General features: G+C 71.6%; 21 protein-coding genes. 7 read left to right on the forward strand and 14 right to left on the reverse strand.

Annotated features, from left to right (window positions below; all coding sequences use genetic code 11):
- Window positions 1–17: 17 nt before the first annotated feature.
- A complete protein-coding gene (locus B6R96_RS00930) occupies window positions 18–659 on the forward strand; it encodes a DUF2231 domain-containing protein (protein ID WP_159396247.1) in 642 nt (213 codons plus the stop codon).
- A 124-nt stretch (window positions 660–783) separates the two neighbouring features.
- Window positions 784–1,002 (forward strand): hypothetical protein, encoded by a 219-nt coding sequence (locus B6R96_RS00935; protein ID WP_081521202.1) that lies wholly within the window; start codon window positions 784–786, stop codon window positions 1,000–1,002.
- A 50-nt stretch (window positions 1,003–1,052) separates the two neighbouring features.
- Here the strand turns inward: B6R96_RS00935 and B6R96_RS00940 are convergent, their stop codons facing one another.
- The 3 genes from B6R96_RS00940 to B6R96_RS00950 form a co-directional block, all read right to left on the reverse strand.
- Entirely contained in the window at window positions 1,053–2,564 is a 1,512-nt protein-coding gene (locus B6R96_RS00940; RefSeq protein ID WP_081521203.1) for a glutamate synthase subunit beta, read from the reverse strand.
- A 430-nt stretch (window positions 2,565–2,994) separates the two neighbouring features.
- Window positions 2,995–3,525, reverse strand: coding sequence for a GNAT family N-acetyltransferase (locus B6R96_RS00945; protein WP_081521204.1), 531 nt, complete (start codon window positions 3,523–3,525; stop codon window positions 2,995–2,997).
- Window positions 3,526–3,583: 58 nt separating this feature from the next.
- Complete coding sequence (locus B6R96_RS00950) at window positions 3,584–4,315, reverse strand: SDR family NAD(P)-dependent oxidoreductase (RefSeq protein WP_081521205.1); 732 nt, start codon at window positions 4,313–4,315, stop codon at window positions 3,584–3,586.
- 95 nt (window positions 4,316–4,410) lie between these two features.
- Between B6R96_RS00950 and B6R96_RS00955 the strand changes: the two genes are divergently transcribed.
- On the forward strand, window positions 4,411–5,262 hold the full coding sequence (locus B6R96_RS00955; RefSeq protein WP_081521206.1) for a LysR family transcriptional regulator: 852 nt from the start codon (window positions 4,411–4,413) through the stop codon (window positions 5,260–5,262).
- 70 nt (window positions 5,263–5,332) lie between these two features.
- On the opposite strand, the gene B6R96_RS00960 is transcribed toward B6R96_RS00955, so the two are convergent.
- Window positions 5,333–6,481, reverse strand: coding sequence for a glycoside hydrolase family 64 protein (locus tag B6R96_RS00960; protein ID WP_081521207.1), 1,149 nt, complete (start codon window positions 6,479–6,481; stop codon window positions 5,333–5,335).
- 278 nt (window positions 6,482–6,759) lie between these two features.
- On the opposite strand from B6R96_RS00960, the gene B6R96_RS00965 reads away from it, so the two are divergent.
- The 3 genes from B6R96_RS00965 (at window position 6,760) to B6R96_RS00975 (ending at window position 8,636) form a co-directional block, all read left to right on the forward strand.
- Window positions 6,760–7,734, forward strand: coding sequence for a 5'-nucleotidase (locus B6R96_RS00965; RefSeq protein WP_081521208.1), 975 nt, complete (start codon window positions 6,760–6,762; stop codon window positions 7,732–7,734).
- A 91-nt stretch (window positions 7,735–7,825) separates the two neighbouring features.
- Window positions 7,826–8,242: an SsgA family sporulation/cell division regulator gene (locus B6R96_RS00970; protein WP_159396248.1), complete on the forward strand. Its 417-nt coding sequence runs from the start codon at window positions 7,826–7,828 to the stop codon at window positions 8,240–8,242.
- A gap of 136 nt (window positions 8,243–8,378) precedes the next feature.
- Window positions 8,379–8,636, forward strand: coding sequence for a hypothetical protein (locus B6R96_RS00975; protein ID WP_081521210.1), 258 nt, complete (start codon window positions 8,379–8,381; stop codon window positions 8,634–8,636).
- A 5-nt stretch (window positions 8,637–8,641) separates the two neighbouring features.
- Here B6R96_RS00975 and B6R96_RS00980 read toward each other — a convergent pair whose 3' ends face one another.
- From B6R96_RS00980 to B6R96_RS00995, 4 genes are all read right to left on the reverse strand, one after another.
- Window positions 8,642–9,223, reverse strand: a complete 582-nt coding sequence (locus B6R96_RS00980; RefSeq protein WP_081521211.1) for a TetR/AcrR family transcriptional regulator — start codon at window positions 9,221–9,223, stop codon at window positions 8,642–8,644.
- A gap of 98 nt (window positions 9,224–9,321) precedes the next feature.
- Complete coding sequence (locus tag B6R96_RS00985; RefSeq protein WP_081521212.1) at window positions 9,322–10,212, reverse strand: SDR family NAD(P)-dependent oxidoreductase; 891 nt, start codon at window positions 10,210–10,212, stop codon at window positions 9,322–9,324.
- Between the two features lie 172 nt (window positions 10,213–10,384).
- Window positions 10,385–10,750, reverse strand: a complete 366-nt coding sequence (locus B6R96_RS00990) for a darcynin family protein (protein WP_053702428.1) — start codon at window positions 10,748–10,750, stop codon at window positions 10,385–10,387.
- Window positions 10,740–11,651 (reverse strand): NAD(P)H-binding protein, encoded by a 912-nt coding sequence (locus tag B6R96_RS00995; RefSeq protein ID WP_081521213.1) that lies wholly within the window; start codon window positions 11,649–11,651, stop codon window positions 10,740–10,742. Before B6R96_RS00995 ends, B6R96_RS00990 begins: the two co-directional genes overlap by 11 nt.
- Window positions 11,652–11,763: 112 nt before the next feature.
- Between B6R96_RS00995 and B6R96_RS01000 the strand changes: the two genes are divergently transcribed.
- Complete coding sequence (locus tag B6R96_RS01000) at window positions 11,764–12,711, forward strand: LysR family transcriptional regulator (RefSeq protein ID WP_081521214.1); 948 nt, start codon at window positions 11,764–11,766, stop codon at window positions 12,709–12,711.
- A gap of 102 nt (window positions 12,712–12,813) precedes the next feature.
- Here the strand turns inward: B6R96_RS01000 and B6R96_RS01005 are convergent, their stop codons facing one another.
- From B6R96_RS01005 to B6R96_RS01030, 6 genes are all read right to left on the reverse strand, one after another.
- Window positions 12,814–13,152 (reverse strand): MerR family transcriptional regulator, encoded by a 339-nt coding sequence (locus B6R96_RS01005; protein ID WP_030389315.1) that lies wholly within the window; start codon window positions 13,150–13,152, stop codon window positions 12,814–12,816.
- Between the two features lie 425 nt (window positions 13,153–13,577).
- A complete protein-coding gene (locus tag B6R96_RS01010) occupies window positions 13,578–13,904 on the reverse strand; it encodes an SCO5918 family protein (protein WP_030389314.1) in 327 nt (108 codons plus the stop codon).
- A gap of 49 nt (window positions 13,905–13,953) precedes the next feature.
- Complete coding sequence (locus tag B6R96_RS01015) at window positions 13,954–15,486, reverse strand: DEAD/DEAH box helicase (RefSeq protein ID WP_081521215.1); 1,533 nt, start codon at window positions 15,484–15,486, stop codon at window positions 13,954–13,956.
- Between the two features lie 381 nt (window positions 15,487–15,867).
- Window positions 15,868–16,071: a cold-shock protein gene (locus B6R96_RS01020; RefSeq protein WP_004986771.1), complete on the reverse strand. Its 204-nt coding sequence runs from the start codon at window positions 16,069–16,071 to the stop codon at window positions 15,868–15,870.
- Window positions 16,072–16,492: 421 nt separating this feature from the next.
- The gene (locus tag B6R96_RS01025) at window positions 16,493–17,887 is read right to left on the reverse strand and encodes a sensor histidine kinase (protein WP_081521216.1); all 1,395 of its coding nucleotides are present in this window, start codon (window positions 17,885–17,887) and stop codon (window positions 16,493–16,495) included.
- On the reverse strand, window positions 17,884–18,612 hold the full coding sequence (locus B6R96_RS01030) for a response regulator transcription factor (RefSeq protein ID WP_203351702.1): 729 nt from the start codon (window positions 18,610–18,612) through the stop codon (window positions 17,884–17,886). Before B6R96_RS01030 ends, B6R96_RS01025 begins: the two co-directional genes overlap by 4 nt.
- Window positions 18,613–18,641: the final 29 nt, after the last annotated feature.

Here is an 18,641-nt window from a genome sequence, read left to right on the forward strand (position 1 = left end):
AGGGGTAGCCGCCCTGCATGAACACACACATGGACGACAGGACGCCGACTCCACACTCGCAGCCGCAGCCGCCCTCCGGGCAGGTGGCCGCCCTGGAGAAGGCTTCGGAGCGCTGGCTCGGCGCGGTAACCACCCTCGAGGAGTCCACGGCGGTGGATCCGGCCATCCGCGCCCTCCAACGGGGCATCCGCGCGCTTCCACTCGGGTCACTGCGCGGACTGCTGCGCGGTGAACCGCTGGGGCACCCCGCACATCCCATGCTGGTGGAGGTGCCGATGGGCTGCTGGCTGTCGGCCGCCGTGCTGGACGCCGTGCCCGGAGCACACCGGCACGCCACGATCCTGACCGCGGTGGGACTCGCCGGTGCCGCACCGGCGGCCGTAGCCGGCTGGGCGGACTGGGCGGAGCTGCCGCCGCGGCAGGCCCGGGTGGGTGTCGCCCACGCGCTGGCCAACGCAGCCGCGGTCGGCTGTTACGCGATCTCGCTGTCCGACCGGCTGCGGGGCCGGGGCGCGCGCGGCCGCCTCTGGTCGTTGGCCGGACTGGGCGCGATGGCGGTCAGTGGGGCTCTCGGCGCGCACATCGCGTACGCCGACCGCACGGAGCCCGGCGGGACGGATCCCGGCGGCACGGACAAGGTGGTGCGCGCGGCGTCGTAGCGGGGCCGACAAGGGCACGGGCATCCCCCCTGTTTGTCATGGTTTCTACTGATCCGCGGGTTTCCGCGGCCGGACTCCGGGCACGGGCCGACTGGGGGATACCGGCATACCGGAAGGATCCGTCATGGAAGACCAGGGAGGCGCCGGCGGCGCCCCGCTCCACGACCACGACGACGAGCAGAGCAGGCGCAGGGCACCCCATGTCGCGCCGCGCTCCACGGCGTCCCGCAAGGACGACCGGACCGTGCGGAAGGCGGACACGGACGAGGCCAGCCGCCTGGACCGGCCGGGCGAGGACAGCGGGTCCCCGCGCGAAGAACGCCGCCCCGGACGCGAACACTGACGGCGAGTGCTGATGGCGAGTGCTGATCGCCCCACCCTCACACGGACCCCTCAGAGCCCGTAGCGCATGCGCCCCAGGGCCGTCATCGGCCGGTCGTGCGCGGCGACCGGAGCCGGGAGGCAGGTGGAGCCGGTGAGGTAGCGGTCCACTGCGGCGGCCGCGGCGCGGCCCTCGGCGATGGCCCACACCACGAGGGACTGCCCCCGGCCCGCGTCGCCCGCGACGAACACGCCCGGTGCCCGGCCGCCGTTGGCCGCGAAGCCGGCGTCGCGCGCGAAGTTGCCGCGCTCGTCGAGGTCCAGGCCCAGCTGCTCGCGCAGTCCTCCGGCCCGCTCGGGCCCTGAGAAGCCGAGGGCCAGCAGGACCAGGCCGACGGGGATGACCTGCTCGGTTCCGGCCAGCGGGCTGCGGCCCACCGGCTCGACGGCGGTCAGGTGCAGGGCCCGTACCCGGCCCGCGGCGTCCCCCTCGAAGCGCAGGGTGGCGCAGGCGAACAGCCGGGGGTCCCGGCCCGCGCGTCCGCGGGCCTCTTCGTGGGCGTGGGAGATCCGGTACGTCCTCGGGTACACGGGCCACGGTTCGTCGTCGGTCCGGCCGGCGTCGGGCTCAGGGTTGATGTCGAGCTGGAGCACGGAGGTCGCGCCCTGCCGCAAGGCCGTCCCGAGGCAGTCGGAGCCGGTGTCCCCGCCGCCCACGATGACCACGGGCCGGCCTTCTGCGGTCAGCGGGGACACCGGGTAGTCGCCTTCGCGCACCCGGTTGGCGCAGGTCAGGTAGTCCATGGCCTGGTGGATGCCGGACAGCGAGCGGCCGGGGACCGGCAGCTCCCGGCGCTCGCCGGCACCGATCGCGACGATGACGGCGTCGTATCCGCTGCGTACCTCGTCGGCTCCGGCGCCGGTCGCGCCGCCGACGTCCGTACCCGTGGCGAAGACCGTGCCCTCGGCCCGCATCTGCTCGATCCGGCGGTTCAGATGCACCTTCTCCATCTTGAACTCGGGGATGCCGTAGCGCAGCAGTCCACCGATGCGGTCGGCCCGCTCGTGGACCGTGACACGGTGCCCGGCGCGGGTCAGCTGCTGCGCCGCGGCCAGTCCGGCCGGGCCGGAGCCTATGACGGCCACCGTCTTGCCGCTGTGCCGCTCGGGGGGCCTGGGCGCCATGTAGCCGCGCCTCAGTCCTTCGTCCGCGATGGCCTGCTCGACGTTCTTGATGGTCACCGGGTCGGCGTTGATCGCGAGGACGCAGGCGTCCTCGCAGGGGGCGGGGCAGAGCCTGCCCGTGACCTCCGGGAAGTTGTTGGTCGCGTGGAGGCGCTCGTACGCGGCACGCCAGTCGCCGTGGGCGGCGTAGGCGTTCCACTCGGGTATGAGGTTTCCCAGCGGGCAGCCGGTGTGGCAGAAGGGGATGCCGCAGTCCATGCAGCGGTCGGCCTGCCGGGAGACGAGAGGCAGCAGCGACTGGCCCGCGTGGACCTCGCGCCAGTCGCCGAGTCTCTCCTCGACCGGGCGGGCGGGCACGGCCTCGCGGGGGATCCTGAGGAAGCCGAACGGATCGGTCACGCGCCGCCTCCCTGGATCGTGCGCGGCGGGGTACACGGCGCGCGCATCGTGTCTCCGGCTCCGCGCGCGTTCTGTGGCGGTTCGGCCAGATTACGCCGCCTGCGGGGCTGCACCCAAGGCGAACCGGGGCGGGTGATCCGACGGCCACGGAAGGTGACCGTCGGGTCGGCGCCGGGGTCGGGCGCCGCTCTGCACCGCCCCGCCCGTGCGCGCATGCCCGCGCTGCCGGAACGGCTGGTGGTCGATCAGCAGGCGACCGTCGCTGATGGTGATGGCCGGGCCGCCTTGGGGCGGCGAACCCGGGTCGCGGCGCTGTCGAGCCGCAACCGGATCCCCGCGGCCTCGGCGTGGGAGCCTCCTCTGCGGGAACTGGCCGAGCCGGGAACGCCCCTGCAGAGATCAGACGCATCCGGCGGCACCGGGCCGAGCATCAGGTCCTCAGCAGTCCGCCCACCCACCAGTCGTGCGGCTTGCCGTCGTTGGCGATGCTGCGATGGCGCAGTGTCCCTTCGACGGCGAAGCCGAGTCTCTCGGCGACGGCACGCGAGCCGGTGTTCCCGACCATGGCCCACCACTCGATGCGGTGCACGTCGAGAGTGGCCCAGCCCCAGTCGCACAGGGCCCGAGCGGCCTCGACCGTGTACCCGCGTCCGCGCTGCTCCTTGACCGCCCAGTAGCCGAGCTCCCAGACGCCGCGGCTGATGAGGGTCAGGCAGTACGAGCCGACCAGGGCGCCGGTGTCCTTGCGGAACGCGCCGAGGGTGTAGTCCCTGTCCTCGGCCCACTGAGCGGGCAGCGTCTCACCGACGAGCTTCTCCGCGTCCGCACGCCGGTACGGCACCGGCACCGGGGTGTAGAACTGGATGTCCCCGTCCTGGCAGGCTTCGTACACCGCATCCACGTCTGCAGGTGCGAAGGCCCGCAGCACCAGACGGTCGGTCTCAAGGGTCACTGGATCCATCGCGGCAGTATGACCACCGTCAATAGCCGGCGACCAGCGAATAACCCTCCGCTCCGGGTCACCAGGGCAGTGCGCCGGCGTCGTCGAAGAACTGGCCGGTGGGGCCGTCGTCGGGCAGGGTCGCGAGTTCGATGGCGATCGCCGCGCCCTGTGCGGGGGTGCGGACGCCGCGGAAGCCGTTGAGGTCGGTGGCGACGTAGCCGGGGCAGCCGGTATTGATCAGGATGTTCGTGCCGCTCAGCTCCCGGACGTACTGGAGGGTGACGGCGTTCAGGAACGTCTTCGACGGCGCGTACGCCGCGGACACCGGGCCTGCCGTCTGCTCGGCGGCGGGCCCTGACTGCCGGGTGAGGGAGCCGACGCTGCTGGACATGTTCACGATCCGTGGTGCGGCGGAGCGGCGCAGCAGCGGCAGCATCGCGTTGGTGACGCGGATGACGCCGATCACATTGGTGTCCACGACCGCGTGGATGGTGGCGGGGTCGATCCGGGTGGGTTCCTGTGGCATGTCGCCTGTGATGGCGGCGTTGTTGACGAGCACGTCGAGGCGTCCGGCCCGTTCGTCGATCAGCCGTGCGGCGGCGGTCGCGCTCGCGTCGTCGGTCACGTCCAGCGGTACGCCGAACGCGTCGATGCCGGCGGCGCGCAGTTTCTCCACCGCGGCACTTCGGCGCCGGTCGTCGCGGGCGCCGACGCCGACGCTCCAGCCGAGGGCTCCCAGGCCCGCGGCGATCTCGTAGCCGATTCCCTTGTTCGCGCCGGTGACCAGCGCGATCGTCCGTTCAGTCATAGGGACGATGGTGCCTTCGGGCCTCGGCGGGGGTCCAAGACCGATCGGGTGCGCAACGATACCGCCAGGGTATTGATCCGGGATAGCGTGGCCGGATGGAGACCCGGGAACTGCGGTATTTCGTCGCTGTCGCTGAAGAGCTGCACTTCGGGCGGGCCGCGCAGCGGCTCGGGATCGCGCAGCCACCGTTGTCGCGGGCGATCCAGCGGCTCGAACGCCGGCTCGGGGCCCTGCTGTTGGATCGGACCAGTCGTGCTGTCAAGCTGACCGAGGCCGGCTCGGTGCTGTTGGTCGAGGGCCGGGCGGCCCTCGACGCGGTCGAGGCCGCCGAGCGCCGGACCCGCCGCGCCGCCCTCTCCGTGACCGGCCGCCCCGGCCTGGTCCTGGTCACGAAGGCCAGCGCATCCCGGGAACTGCTGGCGAGACTGCTCGACGCGTACGCCGCCGAACCCGGCGCGGTCCCCGTCGAGGTCATCCTGTGCGGGCCGGCCGAGCAGGAGCGCTTCCTGCGCGAGGGCCGGGCCGATGTGGCGCTGCTGCACCGGCCGTTCGACTCGACGGCCGGATTCCACACCGAAGAGCTCAGCACGGAGAGTCAGGTGGCGGTCCTGCCGGCCGGGCATCCGCTCACCGCCCGGGCCCATGTGCACATGGGCGACATCACCGGGCTGCCGGGCCTGCCCCTCCCGCGCTGGCCCGGCCCCGACGGCAGCTACCCGCCCGGCCCCGGCCCGCAGGTCCGCGACCATGCGCAGTTGTTGCAGCTCGTCGCGCTCGGCCGTGCCTGTGCGGTCTCACCGGAGTCGTGCCGGCCCCAACTGCACGGTGACCTCGCCGCCGTGCCCGTGCTGGACGCGCCTACGGTCACCACCGTGATCGCCTGGCCACCGCACAGCCGTTCCAGAGCCGTCGCCGACCTCGTCCGGACTGCGACAGGTCTCCAGTAGCTCCCCCCGGCCGGGCTTCACCCGTCGTGGCGGCCGTCTCGACCACCGCTCACGCCCTCGCATCCTTCATCTAGTTGAACGGTTCGAGCGTCATGAAGGCTTCCTGCGGGTTGCCGTCGTGCACCAGGGACTCGTGGGCGCCGACGTCGTCGAAGGCGAAGCCGTACGCCTTGCCGTCGGCCATCTGCCCGTGGATGATCCGGGAGTAGTGGTTGGTGACGGCGTCACGGTAGAAGTTGGCGTTGTCCGGGTCGGGTTGACTGGGATTGGCCAGCAGTGTCGACCGGTTGTAGCCCGCGCACAGGGTGCGGGAGATCGGGCCGCGGACCTGGTCGTTGGGGGCGTCCAGGAGCTTGTAGCAGCCGAAGACGCTGTCGGAGTCCGGCTTCTGGAAGCTGGTGACCACCGCTCCCGACCCGTTGGTGAAGTTCATGACGTTGCCCGAGACCCGGCCGTAGTACTTGGTGTTCGGCTGGTTCGCGAACGGCGTCACGGTGAGCGTGGAGCCGGAGCCGTACTTGCTCCACACCCGGTTGATGTAGTCGTTCATGACACCCGCCGATATGCCGCCCGCCTCGATGCCGTGGCCGGGCGAGAGCGCGCGCAGTGGGGTGCCGTCGGGGCGGTTGTGGATCAATCCGCCCCAGCCGGCCGCACGCAGCTGAGCGAAGACCGCGTTGTAGCCGCCCGGCTTCAGCCGGCCCGTGGTGCTGACCGCGCCGCCCGCCGCTTTCACGCCCACCGCGTACGGTGCGGAGAACATGTCGACCTGGGTGCTGTTGATCCACAGGCCCGCGTCGTTGAGCGTGTACTCGGACCAGTTGAAGAGGATGTTGCGGTTCGGGTCGGAGGGGTTCTGCACGGCAGGCTGCACCAGGCCGCCCGTGGTGAGCTTGAAGACGATCTTCTGGCCGATGGAGAAGTAGACCCGGCCGGAGAACTTGGGCATTCGGATCGTCTTCGTCTGGCCGTTGGCAGGGCCCGTGATCGATGCGTCGGGCGCGGGCGTGGGGGGATTGCCTCCCACGGGCCAGGGGTGGAACGTGCCGTTGGCGTCGGCCCAGCCCTGCTGGCCGGTGGTCAGCAGGGTGCCGAGGTTGTAGATGTACACCGGCTCGCTGCGTCCCGAGCTGTTCTTGATCGTGAGGGGGATGGTCGCCGGTACGGCTTCCGCGGATGTCGACGGACCGAAGACCATCAGTCCGGCGGCGACGGCCATCGCCGCGACGCCGGAGACACATATCCTCGTTAAGCGGAACACGCTCTTCCTCCTTGTGGGGGGACACCTGAAGGTGGGGGGAGGGGACAGGTGCTGCGCTCCCAGGCGCCACACATTGACATCTGAGAGCGCTCTCAGCCTCGGGCTGCGTTCAACTTATGTCAATGGACTGCGCACAGCCGACGGACCCCGATCGACCTCGCGGCCGGGCACGTTTTCGCCGCCCGCCGAGGGGAGATAAGGATCCCAACCGTGCACGTGTGCCAACCGGGGGCGTCATGAGGTACGACCTGTCCCATCGCCTGGTCGTCGGGATCGCCTCCAGCGCCCTGTTCGATCTCACCGACTGCGACACGGTGTTCCGGGAGCAGGGAGAGGACACCTACCGGACCTACCAGGCGACTCATGCGGACGACGTCCTCGGCAAAGGGGTCGCCTTCCCCTTCGTCAGGCGGCTCCTGTCGCTGAACGACCTGTCGGAACCGTCCGATCCGCTGATCGAGGTCATCATCCTCTCGCGCAACGACCCGGACACCGGGCTGCGCGTCATGCGTTCGATCAAGGCGTACGACCTGCCGATCAGCCGGGCCGTCTTTCGGCAGGGGCGTCCCTCCCACCACTTCATGCCCGCGCTGAACATGTCGCTGTTCCTGTCGGCCAACGGACCCGATGTCCGTGACGCGGTCGCCGACGGGCTGCCTGCGGGCCATGTGCTCAGCACCGCACGCATCGACGACGAGAGCGATCCCGAACTCCGCATGGCCTTCGACTTCGACGGAGTGGTGGCGAGCGACACCTCCGAGCGGATCTACCAGAGCGGCGGGATCGACGAGTTCCGCGCCCACGAGGTCCGCAACGCCGCCGCGCCCCACGACCCGGGCCCGCTACGGGACTTCCTCGCCGGCATCAACCGTGTCCAGCGCCTCGAGAACGACAAGCACCGTACGGATCCGACGTATCGGCCCCGGCTTCGCGTATCGCTGGTCACCGCTCGCGACGCCCCCGCACACGAACGCGCCCTGCTCAGCCTCAAGGAGTGGGGCCTGCGGGTCAACGACGCCTTCTTCCTCGGGGGTATCGAGAAGGCCGCGGTCATGAAGGCCCTCGACCCGCACATCTTCTTCGACGACCAGGTCGCCCATCTGAACGGCACGGCGCAGGGTACGCCCAGCGTTCACATCCCGTTCGGAGTGGTCAACGCTCCCCCACCGGCGGGCCGGTACGGATCCCCGGATCAGGGACACCTCACCTGACGACGTCAAGATTCACATGGGTGATCCAGAATGCCGGGTGCCTTCGACGGGTACGCGAGGCCGGTCACCTGTTTGCCACGTGGAGGTCATCTTGCCGTCCGCTCTCTCCGACACGATCTCGACGCACCTGGCCGTGGCCGGCAGCCTCTTGCCGGTGCAGACCCGGGCCGTCTACGACATATCCGACCCCTACGCGGTCCGGTTCGACTTCACGCTCGACGGCTGCCCTCCCATTCGCTGGCACTTCGAACGGGACATGCTGGCCGAGGGGGTGCGGCGCCCCGTGGGGGAAGGCGACGTCAGTCTCCGCCCCCGGTGGACCGGCGGACGGGAGACGCTGGTCATGGAGCTGTGGGGGGACACCCGGGTCGGCTACGAGTCCGCGGTGCTGATCACGGACTCCGCCCAGGTGAGCGACTTCCTGGACGAGTCCTACCGGTTGGTGTCGCGCGGGTCGGAGTCCTGGGACGTCGACGGATTCCTCCACAGGATCCAGTGCCCGGACTGAGCGCGCTTCCGGCGCTGACCCACGACGCCGGGGACGACGGCGATGAGGGTGGGGGGATGATCGACCTGCGCGGGGCGCGTCTCTGGGCCATGCTGATGCGACCCCTTGTCTCCCGTTCCGGACTGGAGTTTCCGCCGTGCTCGAAAGCAAGCGTCTCAAGGATCAGACCGAGATCGAGGTCAGGTTCGTACGGCCGGCCGAGGTCCCGGCCACCGACCGGCACGTCCGGGCCCGCGCGTCCGAGCACTCGCCCGCCGGCGACGCGACCGCCTCCGGCGCTCCGCCGGCCCGGGCCGGCGATCACTCCTTCCGCTACCTCGCGGCCGGCGACTACTGGTTCGACCGGGAAGCCGCCGCCGGCCGCCCGGAGAGCCACAGCCGCGTCCTCCCCTGAGCGTCCTACCGGGCCGGCGGCGCGGCGCGCAGGCCCTCCAGCAGGGTGGCCAGGTAGCGGTGCGCGGTCTCGATCCGGTCGGCCGGAGCGCCACCGCGGACCTGCACGGCGTACGCGATCCCGCACATGAGCGGGACCAGGTCCGCCGAGGCCAGGTCGGGGCGGACCGCCCCGGACCGGCGGGCCCGGTCGAGGAGGGCGGCGCCGGCCTCCCACACCGCGTTCTTGAGTTCCGTGGTGCGCGGCACCGTGTCGGCGGCCGCGGCAGTGACCGGAGCCAGTGAGGCATCGGTGACCTGCGCCTCGACGGTGCGGGTCAGGAAGGTTTCCAGAGCCCGCCACGGGTCGGCGTCGGCCAGCGCCCGCTCGCCGTGGGCGGCGAGGGCCTCCAGGCACGGAGTGGCGACGGCCTCCAGCAGAGCCTCGGGCGTGGCGAAGTGACGGTAGACGGTGCCCACTCCGAGTCCGGCACGGCGGGCGACATCATTGAGCTGCAACGGAATGTCTTCGTCGACCAGGGTGCGGGCGACGGCGACGATCCGGTCCCAGTTGCGGGCCGCGTCCTTGCGCAAGGGTGTCGTCGTCATGGGGACAGGCTAATCGGATGGCTCATCCGTATGGCCCCGGGCCCCTCCGCCCTCGCCCTCCCCTCCCACTCGCCCGCGCCGTCACCTCGGACGGCAGGTCAGGTGACGGTGAGCGGCGCGTGCTGCTCGCTGAGGCGGCGTACTGCCGCGGCGATGCCGGGGTCGGTCGCCGCACGGAAGGGCGGCACGGGGGTCGCCCGGGCCCCGATGACGATGCCCGTCCGTCCCGTCAGGGTGTCGTCGGTGGCGGCGAGGATCGACGGCCCGGCCGCCACGGACGCCGGACCGGAGGTCGAGCGTTCGAACCTGCGGCGCACCAGCGGCCACAGCAGCCGCAGGGCGGGAGAGACGATCTTCGGGTCGGTCATGGTGCCGTTGGTCATGTCGGTGGCGGCGCCACCGGGGTCGGCGGCGAAGACCGATACTCCCGTACCGTCCAGCCGGGCGGCCAGGTCCAGGGTGTAGGCGAGGTTGGCGAGCTTGGCGCGGCCGTACCAGTGGAAGCCGTAGTAGCCGCCGGGCGGCTCGACGGCGTCGAACACCCGCTTCGCGAGACCGACCGCGCCGGAGGTCACGTTCACGATCCTGCTCGGCGCGCCGGCCGTCAGGGTGGGCAGCAGCAATTCGGTCAGCAGGTACGGCGAGAGGTGGTTGACGAGGAACGACGCCTCGACACCGCCCACCTCCCGTCGATCGGCGAACATCGCCCCGACGTTGTTGACGAGCGCGGTCAGCGGTTCGCCGGAGGCGGCATGGTCGGAGGCGATCCGCTCGGCGAGCGCGCGCACTTCGCCGAGCGAGGCGAGGTCCGCCCGGAGGAAGCGGGCCGGGTGCGCCGGTCCCGTCGCGTTGATCCGTTCGACGGCGCGGCCGCCCCGTTGCGCAGTGCGCCCGACGACGGTGACGGCGAAGCCGGCTGCCGCCAGGCCCAACGCCGTCTCCAGGCCGATGCCGGCCGTTCCGGCCGTCACGACAGCTGTCTTCTTCATGGCTCTCGCACTCCCCCACCCAGATACGGATACTTCATCCGATTGGCCTGACCGTAACACGGATCCGGATATCCAATCCGGTTTGCTGGTGGGGTCTCCGCCCTGCAACGCCGAATGCCCCCGGCCCGATCGGGGCCCGGGGACATTCGACGTTGGCGGGTCGGGTGACGCGTCAGGTGGCGATGGTGGCGACGGCATCGACGCCGTAGGTGCGGGCGTAGCCGTTCTCGGTGCCGACGAGCAGGTCGACGACCGTGAAGTAGCGGTCCCAGAAGGGGGTTTCGCGCAGTGCGTCGATGAGGAGCCGGTAAGCGTCGTGGTCGTCGGCCTCCCAGACCCAGACGTCGGTGACGCGGGTGGAGTAGAACTCCGTGTCGTAGAAGCGCGAACGGACGCCGGTGGTCCCGGCCTTGACGGCGGGGACGACCTGGGTGGTGAACGCGTCCATGCGCTCCTGAGGGGTCATGGCGAGCCACTCGGGTGTGGTCTTGATGAGCATGAACGCCGTGACCGGCGGTGTGGTCTTCTCAACGGGCATGACGGGTGCCTTCCGTGAGGACCGCGGGCCCCAGGGTCCGGGCGCACCACTGCCGGAAGGTGGTCGGGGAGCCGGTGGCCGGGGTGCGGGTGACGCCCGCGTCGAGGCCCTCGCTCTTGGCCCTCTTCATGTCGACGACGGCCCGGGCGAACGCCTCGTCGATACGGTGGCCGAGGAGGTCGATGTACAGCGCGTCGAGCGGCTGCTGTTCGTAGCGGACGGGGCGACCGAGCTGCTCGGTCATGATGCGGGCCAGGTCGTTCGGCGAGAGGTCCTGGGGGCCGAGGACGGGAACGCTGTCGATGCCCGACCATGAGCGGTTCAGCAGCAGGCCGGCGGCGACGGCCGCGATGTCGGCGACGGCGGCGCGGGGGGCCTTGTGGTCGGCGTCGACGGCGTCGGTGAAGACGCCCGTCTCCCGGATCGCCGCCGCGTCCTCGAGAAGGTTCTCGAAGAAGGACGGGCAGGCCAGGGCACGGTAGGCCACGCCGGTGCCGGCGATGAGGTCGTCCATGGCGAGGGAAGCGGTGACGAGTCCGGCGCGGTGGGCGACCGGGGTGCCGCGGCCGAGCGCGGAGACGCCGACGACGTGGCCGACGCCGTGGGAGACGAGGGCCTTCGCGGCGGGCCGGGTGAAGCCGCAGTAGGCGTCCTCGGGCGTCAGGGACGCATCCGGCGGGACGAGCCAGAACACGGCGTCGGCGCCTTCGAAGGCGCGGCCTGCGACCTCGGCGTCGCCGTGCGAGCCGGTGATCACCTCGACGCGGTCGCGCACCGCGTCGGACAGCCGGGCGGGGTCACGTACGACCACGCGCAGTTCCTCGTGGGCCGGTGCGGATTCCAGGAGCAGGGACAGCAGGTGGCTGCCGATGTTCCCGGTGGGAGCAGTGATGACGATCATGGAAACCTCAGGGTCGTGCCGGATCGGGACGACCCTCATCCTGGGGAGCGCCAGGGTGTTGCCACAATGGGAACCTGAGCACGGGATCATTGCCTGAAATGGAATAACGCGTATGAGCAGCAGTGCAGAGCCTGTTATCGACGCCAATCTCGCCGTCGCGCTGGACGCTTTGCTGACGGAGCAGAGCGTCACTCGCGCCGCTGCCCGGCTGCACACGTCGCCGGCCGCGATGAGCCGTACCCTCGCCCGGCTGCGGCGCATCCTCCAGGACCCCCTGCTGGTCCGGGCGGGCCAGGCGATGGTCCCCACTCCCCGCGCCCAGGACCTGCGCGAGGAGACGGCCGCGGTGGTGCGCCGGCTGGGGGCGTTGCTGGGTCCGGGCGCCGGCGTGGACCCCGCCGTCCTGCGCAGTACCTTCACCCTGCAGGCGGCCGACCTGGTCTGTGCGGCGCTGGCCCCGGGGATGCTGGGGCTGGCCCGGCAGGAGGCGCCGGGGATCTCGCTGCGGTTCCGGGCCGAGGAACTGGAGGCCGGTTCGGCCCTGCGCGACGGTCGTATCGACCTGGAGATCGGGGCCATCGATCACGTGGATCCCGAGACCCGGGTCGAGGAACTGGTCACCCTTCGGATGGCGGCGGGCGTCCGCCCCGGCCACCCCCTCACCGAGGGGACCCTGACCCCGGATCGGCTCGCTGCTGCCGATCACGTGGTGGTGAGTCGCCGCGGCGGGTTCACCGGACCCCTGGACACCGCTCTGGCCGAACGGAACCTCCGCCGGCGCGTCACGGTCGTCCTGCCCGGCCACATGGCGGCAATGACGCTCGCCGCCCGCAGTGACATCGTCTGCCTCGTCCCGACCGCGCCCGCCGGCGGGGTTCCCTCCCCGCTCACCGACGCCGCCACCGCGCTGGGTCTTCGCCTCCTCGACATCCCCCTGCCCCTGCCGCCGCTGACCATCGGCATGGCATGGCACCCCCGCCACGCCGCCGACGGGGGCCATCGCTGGCTGCGCAACGCCGTTCGCCGGACTCTTCACGCACCCGGCGGTTCGACGGCCTGACAGAGCGCCGGTCAGTCGATCGGGGGCGGCCTGGCCGCAACGGCCGGACGGTGGCCGTGAGCCGGTGGCCTTGAGCCGGTGCCCAGGGCTCGCGGCTCGCGCTCAGCGGGAGTCGTCGCTCGGGGCGGTCGCGGCGCGGCGGAACTCGGCGTTGATGCGCTGCGCCTCTTCGAGCTGGTCCTCCAGGATGACGATGCGGCAGGCGGCTTCGACCGGGGTGCCCTGATCGACGAGTTCCCGGGCGCGGGCCGCGATCCGCAGCTGGTAGCGGGAGTACCGGCGATGCCCGCCCGTGGAACGCAACGGCGTGATCAGCCGGGCCTCGCCGATGGCGCGCAGGAACCCCGGGGTCGTGCCGAGGAGTTCGGCAGCCCGGCCCATCGTGTAGGCGGGGTAGTCATCGTCGTCCAGTCGGCCGCCGAGCGAGTCATCCACTGTCATCTGCACCTCTTCTTGGGACGCGTCGAAGGGCCTTGGTGCCGTACGGCACCAAGGCCCTGAAGGAAATTCAACACCATCTACCGGCCTCAGCGCTGCGCCGGCTCTCTGTTTCCGCTTCGCGCCCCGGAGAAGGGCGGGAGAGCAGGGATCGGGAATGCCTGACCGGGGACCACCTTCCGTTCGGGGGTCGTGCGGTACCCGGACGTGAACCGACTGCCCGGGCGATCCTGATGGCGCCTGCTTCCTCCGTTCCTTCGATCTTGGCTATGGAAGAAACCATAGGCACGTCACAGCCGGATGTCTACTCTCACCGCGATAGATTTTCTCGTGTTCGACAGGGAGGGATCTTCGCTCGAACGGGACAACAGCGAGGGCCCGACCGCGTGTGGCGGTCGGGCCCTCGGTGTCGTGCGGCTGCGGTGCGGTCAGACGGAAACCGATTCGGGCGCGGGCGCGCCGAGCATCACCGAGGCGCGCTGGAAGGGGGTGAGGGCCGGCGCGGGCGCGGCGGGCGCCTGCGGCAGGCCGTGGCAGGTGAATCCGAGCATGGTCATGGCCCGTACGACCTCCCCGGCGCTGAAGTCCCGGCGGTCCTGGCGCGTGACGACCTGGCCGACCTGCTTGACCGGGTAGACCCGCCGTCCGATGGTCACGGACTCACCGACGACGGGCTCGGGCTTCACGCCCTTCATCGACTCCAGCACACCCGACTTGGTCAGGTCGAACGGGAATCGGGCGATGACGCAGCGCATGATGCCTCGCAGGGAGAGAAGGAGAAGGGGGGCGCGGAGGGGACGGGTTTCACGCGGCCGTGTCGGCGGCGGACTGCCGTACGGGCCGGCGCCGGGCCGCGGCCGCGGGGCGGCGGCGGTTGCGCGAGGCGGAGCCGGTGCGCTCGCGCCGCTCGGCCACCGGGGCGGTGATGACGACGGGGATGCCCGAGGGGGCCTGGGCGCCGGTGATCCGGCTCAGGGCCTCTTCGCCGGAGCGGACCTGGGTGGTCTGCGGGGTGATGCCGGCCGCGGCCATCAGGCGCGCCATGTCGCGGCGCTGGTTGGGGGTGACCAGGGTGACGACGCTGCCGGACTCGCCGGCACGGGCGGTGCGGCCGCCGCGGTGCAGGTAGTCCTTGTGGTCGGTGGGCGGGTCCACGTTGACGACGAGGTCGAGGTTGTCGACGTGGATGCCGCGGGCGGCGACGTTCGTGGCGACGAGCACGCTGACGTGCCCGGTCTTGAACTGTGCGAGGGTGCGCGTGCGCTGCGGCTGCGACTTGCCGCCGTGCAGTGCCGCGGCCCGCACCCCGCTGTTGAGCAGGTGGCTGGTGAGCTGGTCCACCGCGTGCTTGGTGTCCAGGAACATGATGACGCGGCCGTCGCGCGCAGCGATCTCCGTCGTGGCCGCGTGCTTGTCACCGCCGTGCACGTGGAGCACGTGGTGCTCCATCGTGGTGACCGCGCCCTGCGAGGGGTCGACGGAGTGCACGACCGGGTCGGTGAGGTAGCGGCGCACCAGCAGGTCGACGTTGCGGTCGAGGGTGGCGGAGAAGAGCATGCGCTGCCCCTCGGGGCGCACCTGGTCGAGCAGGGCGGTGACCTGCGGCATGAAGCCCATGTCGGCCATCTGGTCGGCCTCGTCCAGAACGGTGATGGCCACCTGGTTCAGCCTGCAGTCCCCGCGGTCGATCAGGTCCTTGAGCCGGCCCGGGGTGGCGACGACGACCTCGGCACCGCCCCGCAGCGCGCCGGCCTGCCGGCCGATGGGCATGCCGCCGACGACCGTGGCCAGCCGCAGCTTGAGCGAGCGGGCGTAGGGGGTGAGGGCGTCGGTGACCTGCTGGGCCAGCTCGCGGGTCGGTACGAGGACCAGGGCGAGCGGCTGACGGGGCTCGGCGCGCTGTCCCGTCGTACGGGCCAGCAGGGCGAGTCCGAAGGCCAGGGTCTTTCCGGAGCCGGTCCGGCCGCGGCCGAGCACGTCGCGGCCCGCCAGAGAGTTCGGCAGGGTCGCGCCCTGGATCGGGAACGGCACGGTGACGCCCTGCACGGTGAGTGCGGCGAGCAGTTCATCGGGCATGTCGAGGTCGGCGAAGGCCTCGACGGCGGGCAGCGCGGGGGTGATCGTCTTGGGCAGGGCGAATTCGCCCTGGACGGCGGCCGGCCTACGGCCGTACCCGCCCGAGCGGCTCGGGCCGCCGGAACGGCCGGCGCCCGAACCGCCGAAGCGGCCGCCGCTCTTGCCGTATCCGAATCCCGAACCGGAACCGGAACCAGAGCCAGAACCGGAACCGCTGTTGCGGCTGCGGGAAAATCGATCGTTCGTGCGTGTGCGGTTCATGCGGAACCTTCCTCGATACGGCACATATCAAGGAATTCTCGCCGCCGTCGTGCACTGCGCGGAGAATTGCAAGAACGGGCCGAATGGAAATACGACAGACCTGGTCGGCCGGAGATCCGGGCGGGTGCAGGTGCTGAAAACAGGGGCGCCGACCGGGTGTGAAACCGGGGTCGGACGGTGCGGTGGAACCGGGCCGGGCAGCGGGTGCGGAAAACCCGGTGGGCGTGTCGGCCGGCGCGTCGGCCGGCGGAGGAGCCGCGTACGAAGGACTGCGGGCTCCTCGGCGCTCCCCGCGGCCGGTGCGGGGAGGCACGAAAACGCGTGCAGCTGGGGCCCGCACCCCGAAGGATGCGGGCCCCAGCTACGAAGTGCGCGTCAGCGTCAGGCGGGAACGATGTTCTCGGCCGTCGGGCCCTTCTGGCCCTGCGCGATGTCGAAGCTGACCTTCTGGCCCTCGAGCAGCTCACGGAAGCCCTGGGCGGCGATGTTCGAGTAGTGGGCGAACACGTCAGCGCCGCCACCGTCCTGCTCGATGAAGCCGAAGCCCTTTTCCGCGTTGAACCACTTCACGGTTCCAGTAGCCATGTCATATCTCCTTTGGGGCAGTGAATCGGGATCCACACTGTGTCGATCCCGTGTCGCCGCGATGATTGCCCCGTCCGGAAATGACCGGAAAAGTAAAAGCACACCCACGGTCCGGAGACCTGCTGGGGTACTTGAAGTTTTGGGAACCACAACTGCAACTGAGATCGACAGTAGCACGCATCGGTACCCGGTGTGCCGTGAGGAATGTCGCCTCGTTCGTTGCGGGAAAAAGCCTCACGGCGCGGTTCGTCCAATTCTCATCGCGCCGCCACAGATATTGGTGTCCCGCAGCGCGGGCATCCGTGGAGGCGATGCTCAGGTGCGCAGAGGCCCGCGGATACACGCGTACGCGGATGCTCGGAGGCGCGGATGCTCGGAGGCGCGGATGCTCAGGGGCGCGGATGCTCAGGGGCGCGGATGCTCAGAACGTCAACCGGAAGAGCGCGCCCCCACCCGGGGCGGCCTCCGCCGTCAGCTCGGCGTCGTGCGCCCGCGCGATCTGCCGGGCCATCGCCAGGCCCAGCCCCGAACCGGGCAGGGCGCGGGCCGCCCCCGCCCGGTAGAAGCGGTCGAAGACGTGCGGCAGGTCCTCCGCCGCGATGCCCGGCCCGTGGTCGCGCACCGTGAGCTCCGGCCCGCTGCCCGGGACGCCCGGGATGCCCGGCACCAGTTCCACCTCCACCGGCAGCCCGCCCCGGCTGAACTTGGCGGCGTTGTCCAGCAGGTTCCCGAGCAGTCGGCTCAGCCGGGCCGGCACCCCGGGCACCACGACCGGCTCGTCCGGGACCCGCACCTGGAAGGGCACGGCCGGCCAGTGCGTCCGCGCGGCCTGCGCGCAGTGCTCCACCAGTGCGCCGAGGCGGACCTGTTCCACCAGCGGCTGCGGCTCCTCGTCGCGCGCCAGCTCGATCAGGTCGTTGACCAGCCCCGTCACCTCCCGCAGCTGCCTGCCGAGCGCGGCCGAGGCGCGTTCTCGCTGGTCCGGTGTGAGCCGGTCGGCCCGGGCCAGCAGTTCGGCGTTGGTGCGCAGCGCGGTCAGCGGGGTGCGCAGTTCGTGGGAGGCGTCCGCGACGAGCCGGCGCTGTGCGGTGACCGACTGCTCCAGCTCCCCGAGCATGGTGTTGAAGCTCCCGGCCAGCCGGGTGATCTCGTCCTCCCGGCCCGGCGGCGGCAGTTCGATACGGTGCCGCGGATCGCGGGTGGCGGCGATCCGCTCGGCCGTCGCGGTGAGCCGGGTGACGGGGGCCAGGCCGGTCCGCGAGACCCAGTACCCGAGGACGGCGGCCAGCAGGACCCCGGCGGCCGCCGTCAGTACGAGCCAGCCGGCGGCCTCCTCGATGCCGTCCTCGACCGTGTCGGCCCGCAGGGCGACCTGGAGCGCCCGGCCCTTGGCGTAGTCGGTGGTGAGCATCCGGGCGGGGAATCCGGACACCGTGATGTTCGTGTAGTAGGGGGCCTTCCGGCCCGCGGCGACCTGCCGTGCGGCCGGGTCCACGGGCAGCAGTCCCGGGCTCGCGGGGTCTTTGGCCGGGTCGGCGGGCACGACCTCCGCGCACGCGGGAGCCGCCAGGAACCGGCACTCCCCCGCCAGGGTGCCCGGCGGGTCCCCCGGGTTCCGCTGGACGGCGAGCCGCGCGGACTGGGTCAGGGAGAGGTCGAGCTGCTCGTAGAGCGCGGAGCGGACCACGAGGAACGCCGCTGCGCACACCCCGACGGCCACGACGGCGACGGCGGCGGTGACGGACAGTGCGAGGCGGGTCCGCAGCGGGCGGCGCCTGCGCCAGGCGCGTCCGAGCCGCCGACGGCCGCCGCTCATGCCGCATCCAGCCGGTAGCCGACCCCGTGGACGGTGTGGACCAGGCGGGGTTCGCCACCCGCTTCCAGTTTCCGGCGCAGGTAGCCGACGTAGACGGCGAGAGAGTTGGAGTCCGGCCCGAAGTCGCGTCCCCACACCAGCTCCAGGATCAGCTCGCGCGGGAGCACCTGCCCGCGGTGGCGCAGGAGCAGCTCGAGCAGGGCTGCTTCGGTACGGCTGAACTCCAGCGGTCGTCCGCCCCGGCGCCCCGTGCGGGTGGCGGGGTCGAGGACGAGGTCGGCGAAGCCGAGCGCGGCCGCTCCGGCGGGTGCGGGCGCGGCCCGCCGGAGCAGCGCCCGGACGCGGGCGCACAGCTCGTCCAGGGCGAACGGCTTGACGAGGTAGTCGTCGGCGCCCGCCTCGAGGCCGTCGACGCGTTCGCTGACGGAGTCGAGGGCGGTCAGTACGAGGACGGGCGTACGGTCGCCCACGGCGCGCAGCTGCCGGCAGACGGCGAGCCCGTCGAGGACCGGCATCATCACGTCCAGGACGACCGCGTCGGGCTCCCAGGCCGCCACCTGCGAGAGCGCCGCCAGGCCGTCGGCCGCGCCCCGGACCTCGTACCCCTCGACCGTCAGTCCGTCCTCGACGGCGGCCCGGACCTCGGGCTCGTCGTCGACGACGAGGATGCGCCGCCCGCCCGTGCCTGGTGCACTGCCCGTGCTGTCCGTTCCCGTGCTGTCCATGGAGCTCATGGCGCAAAGCCTGCCAAACG

The sequence above is a fragment of the Streptomyces sp. Sge12 genome (assembly GCF_002080455.1).
Classification (GTDB): Bacteria; Actinomycetota; Actinomycetes; order Streptomycetales; family Streptomycetaceae; genus Streptomyces.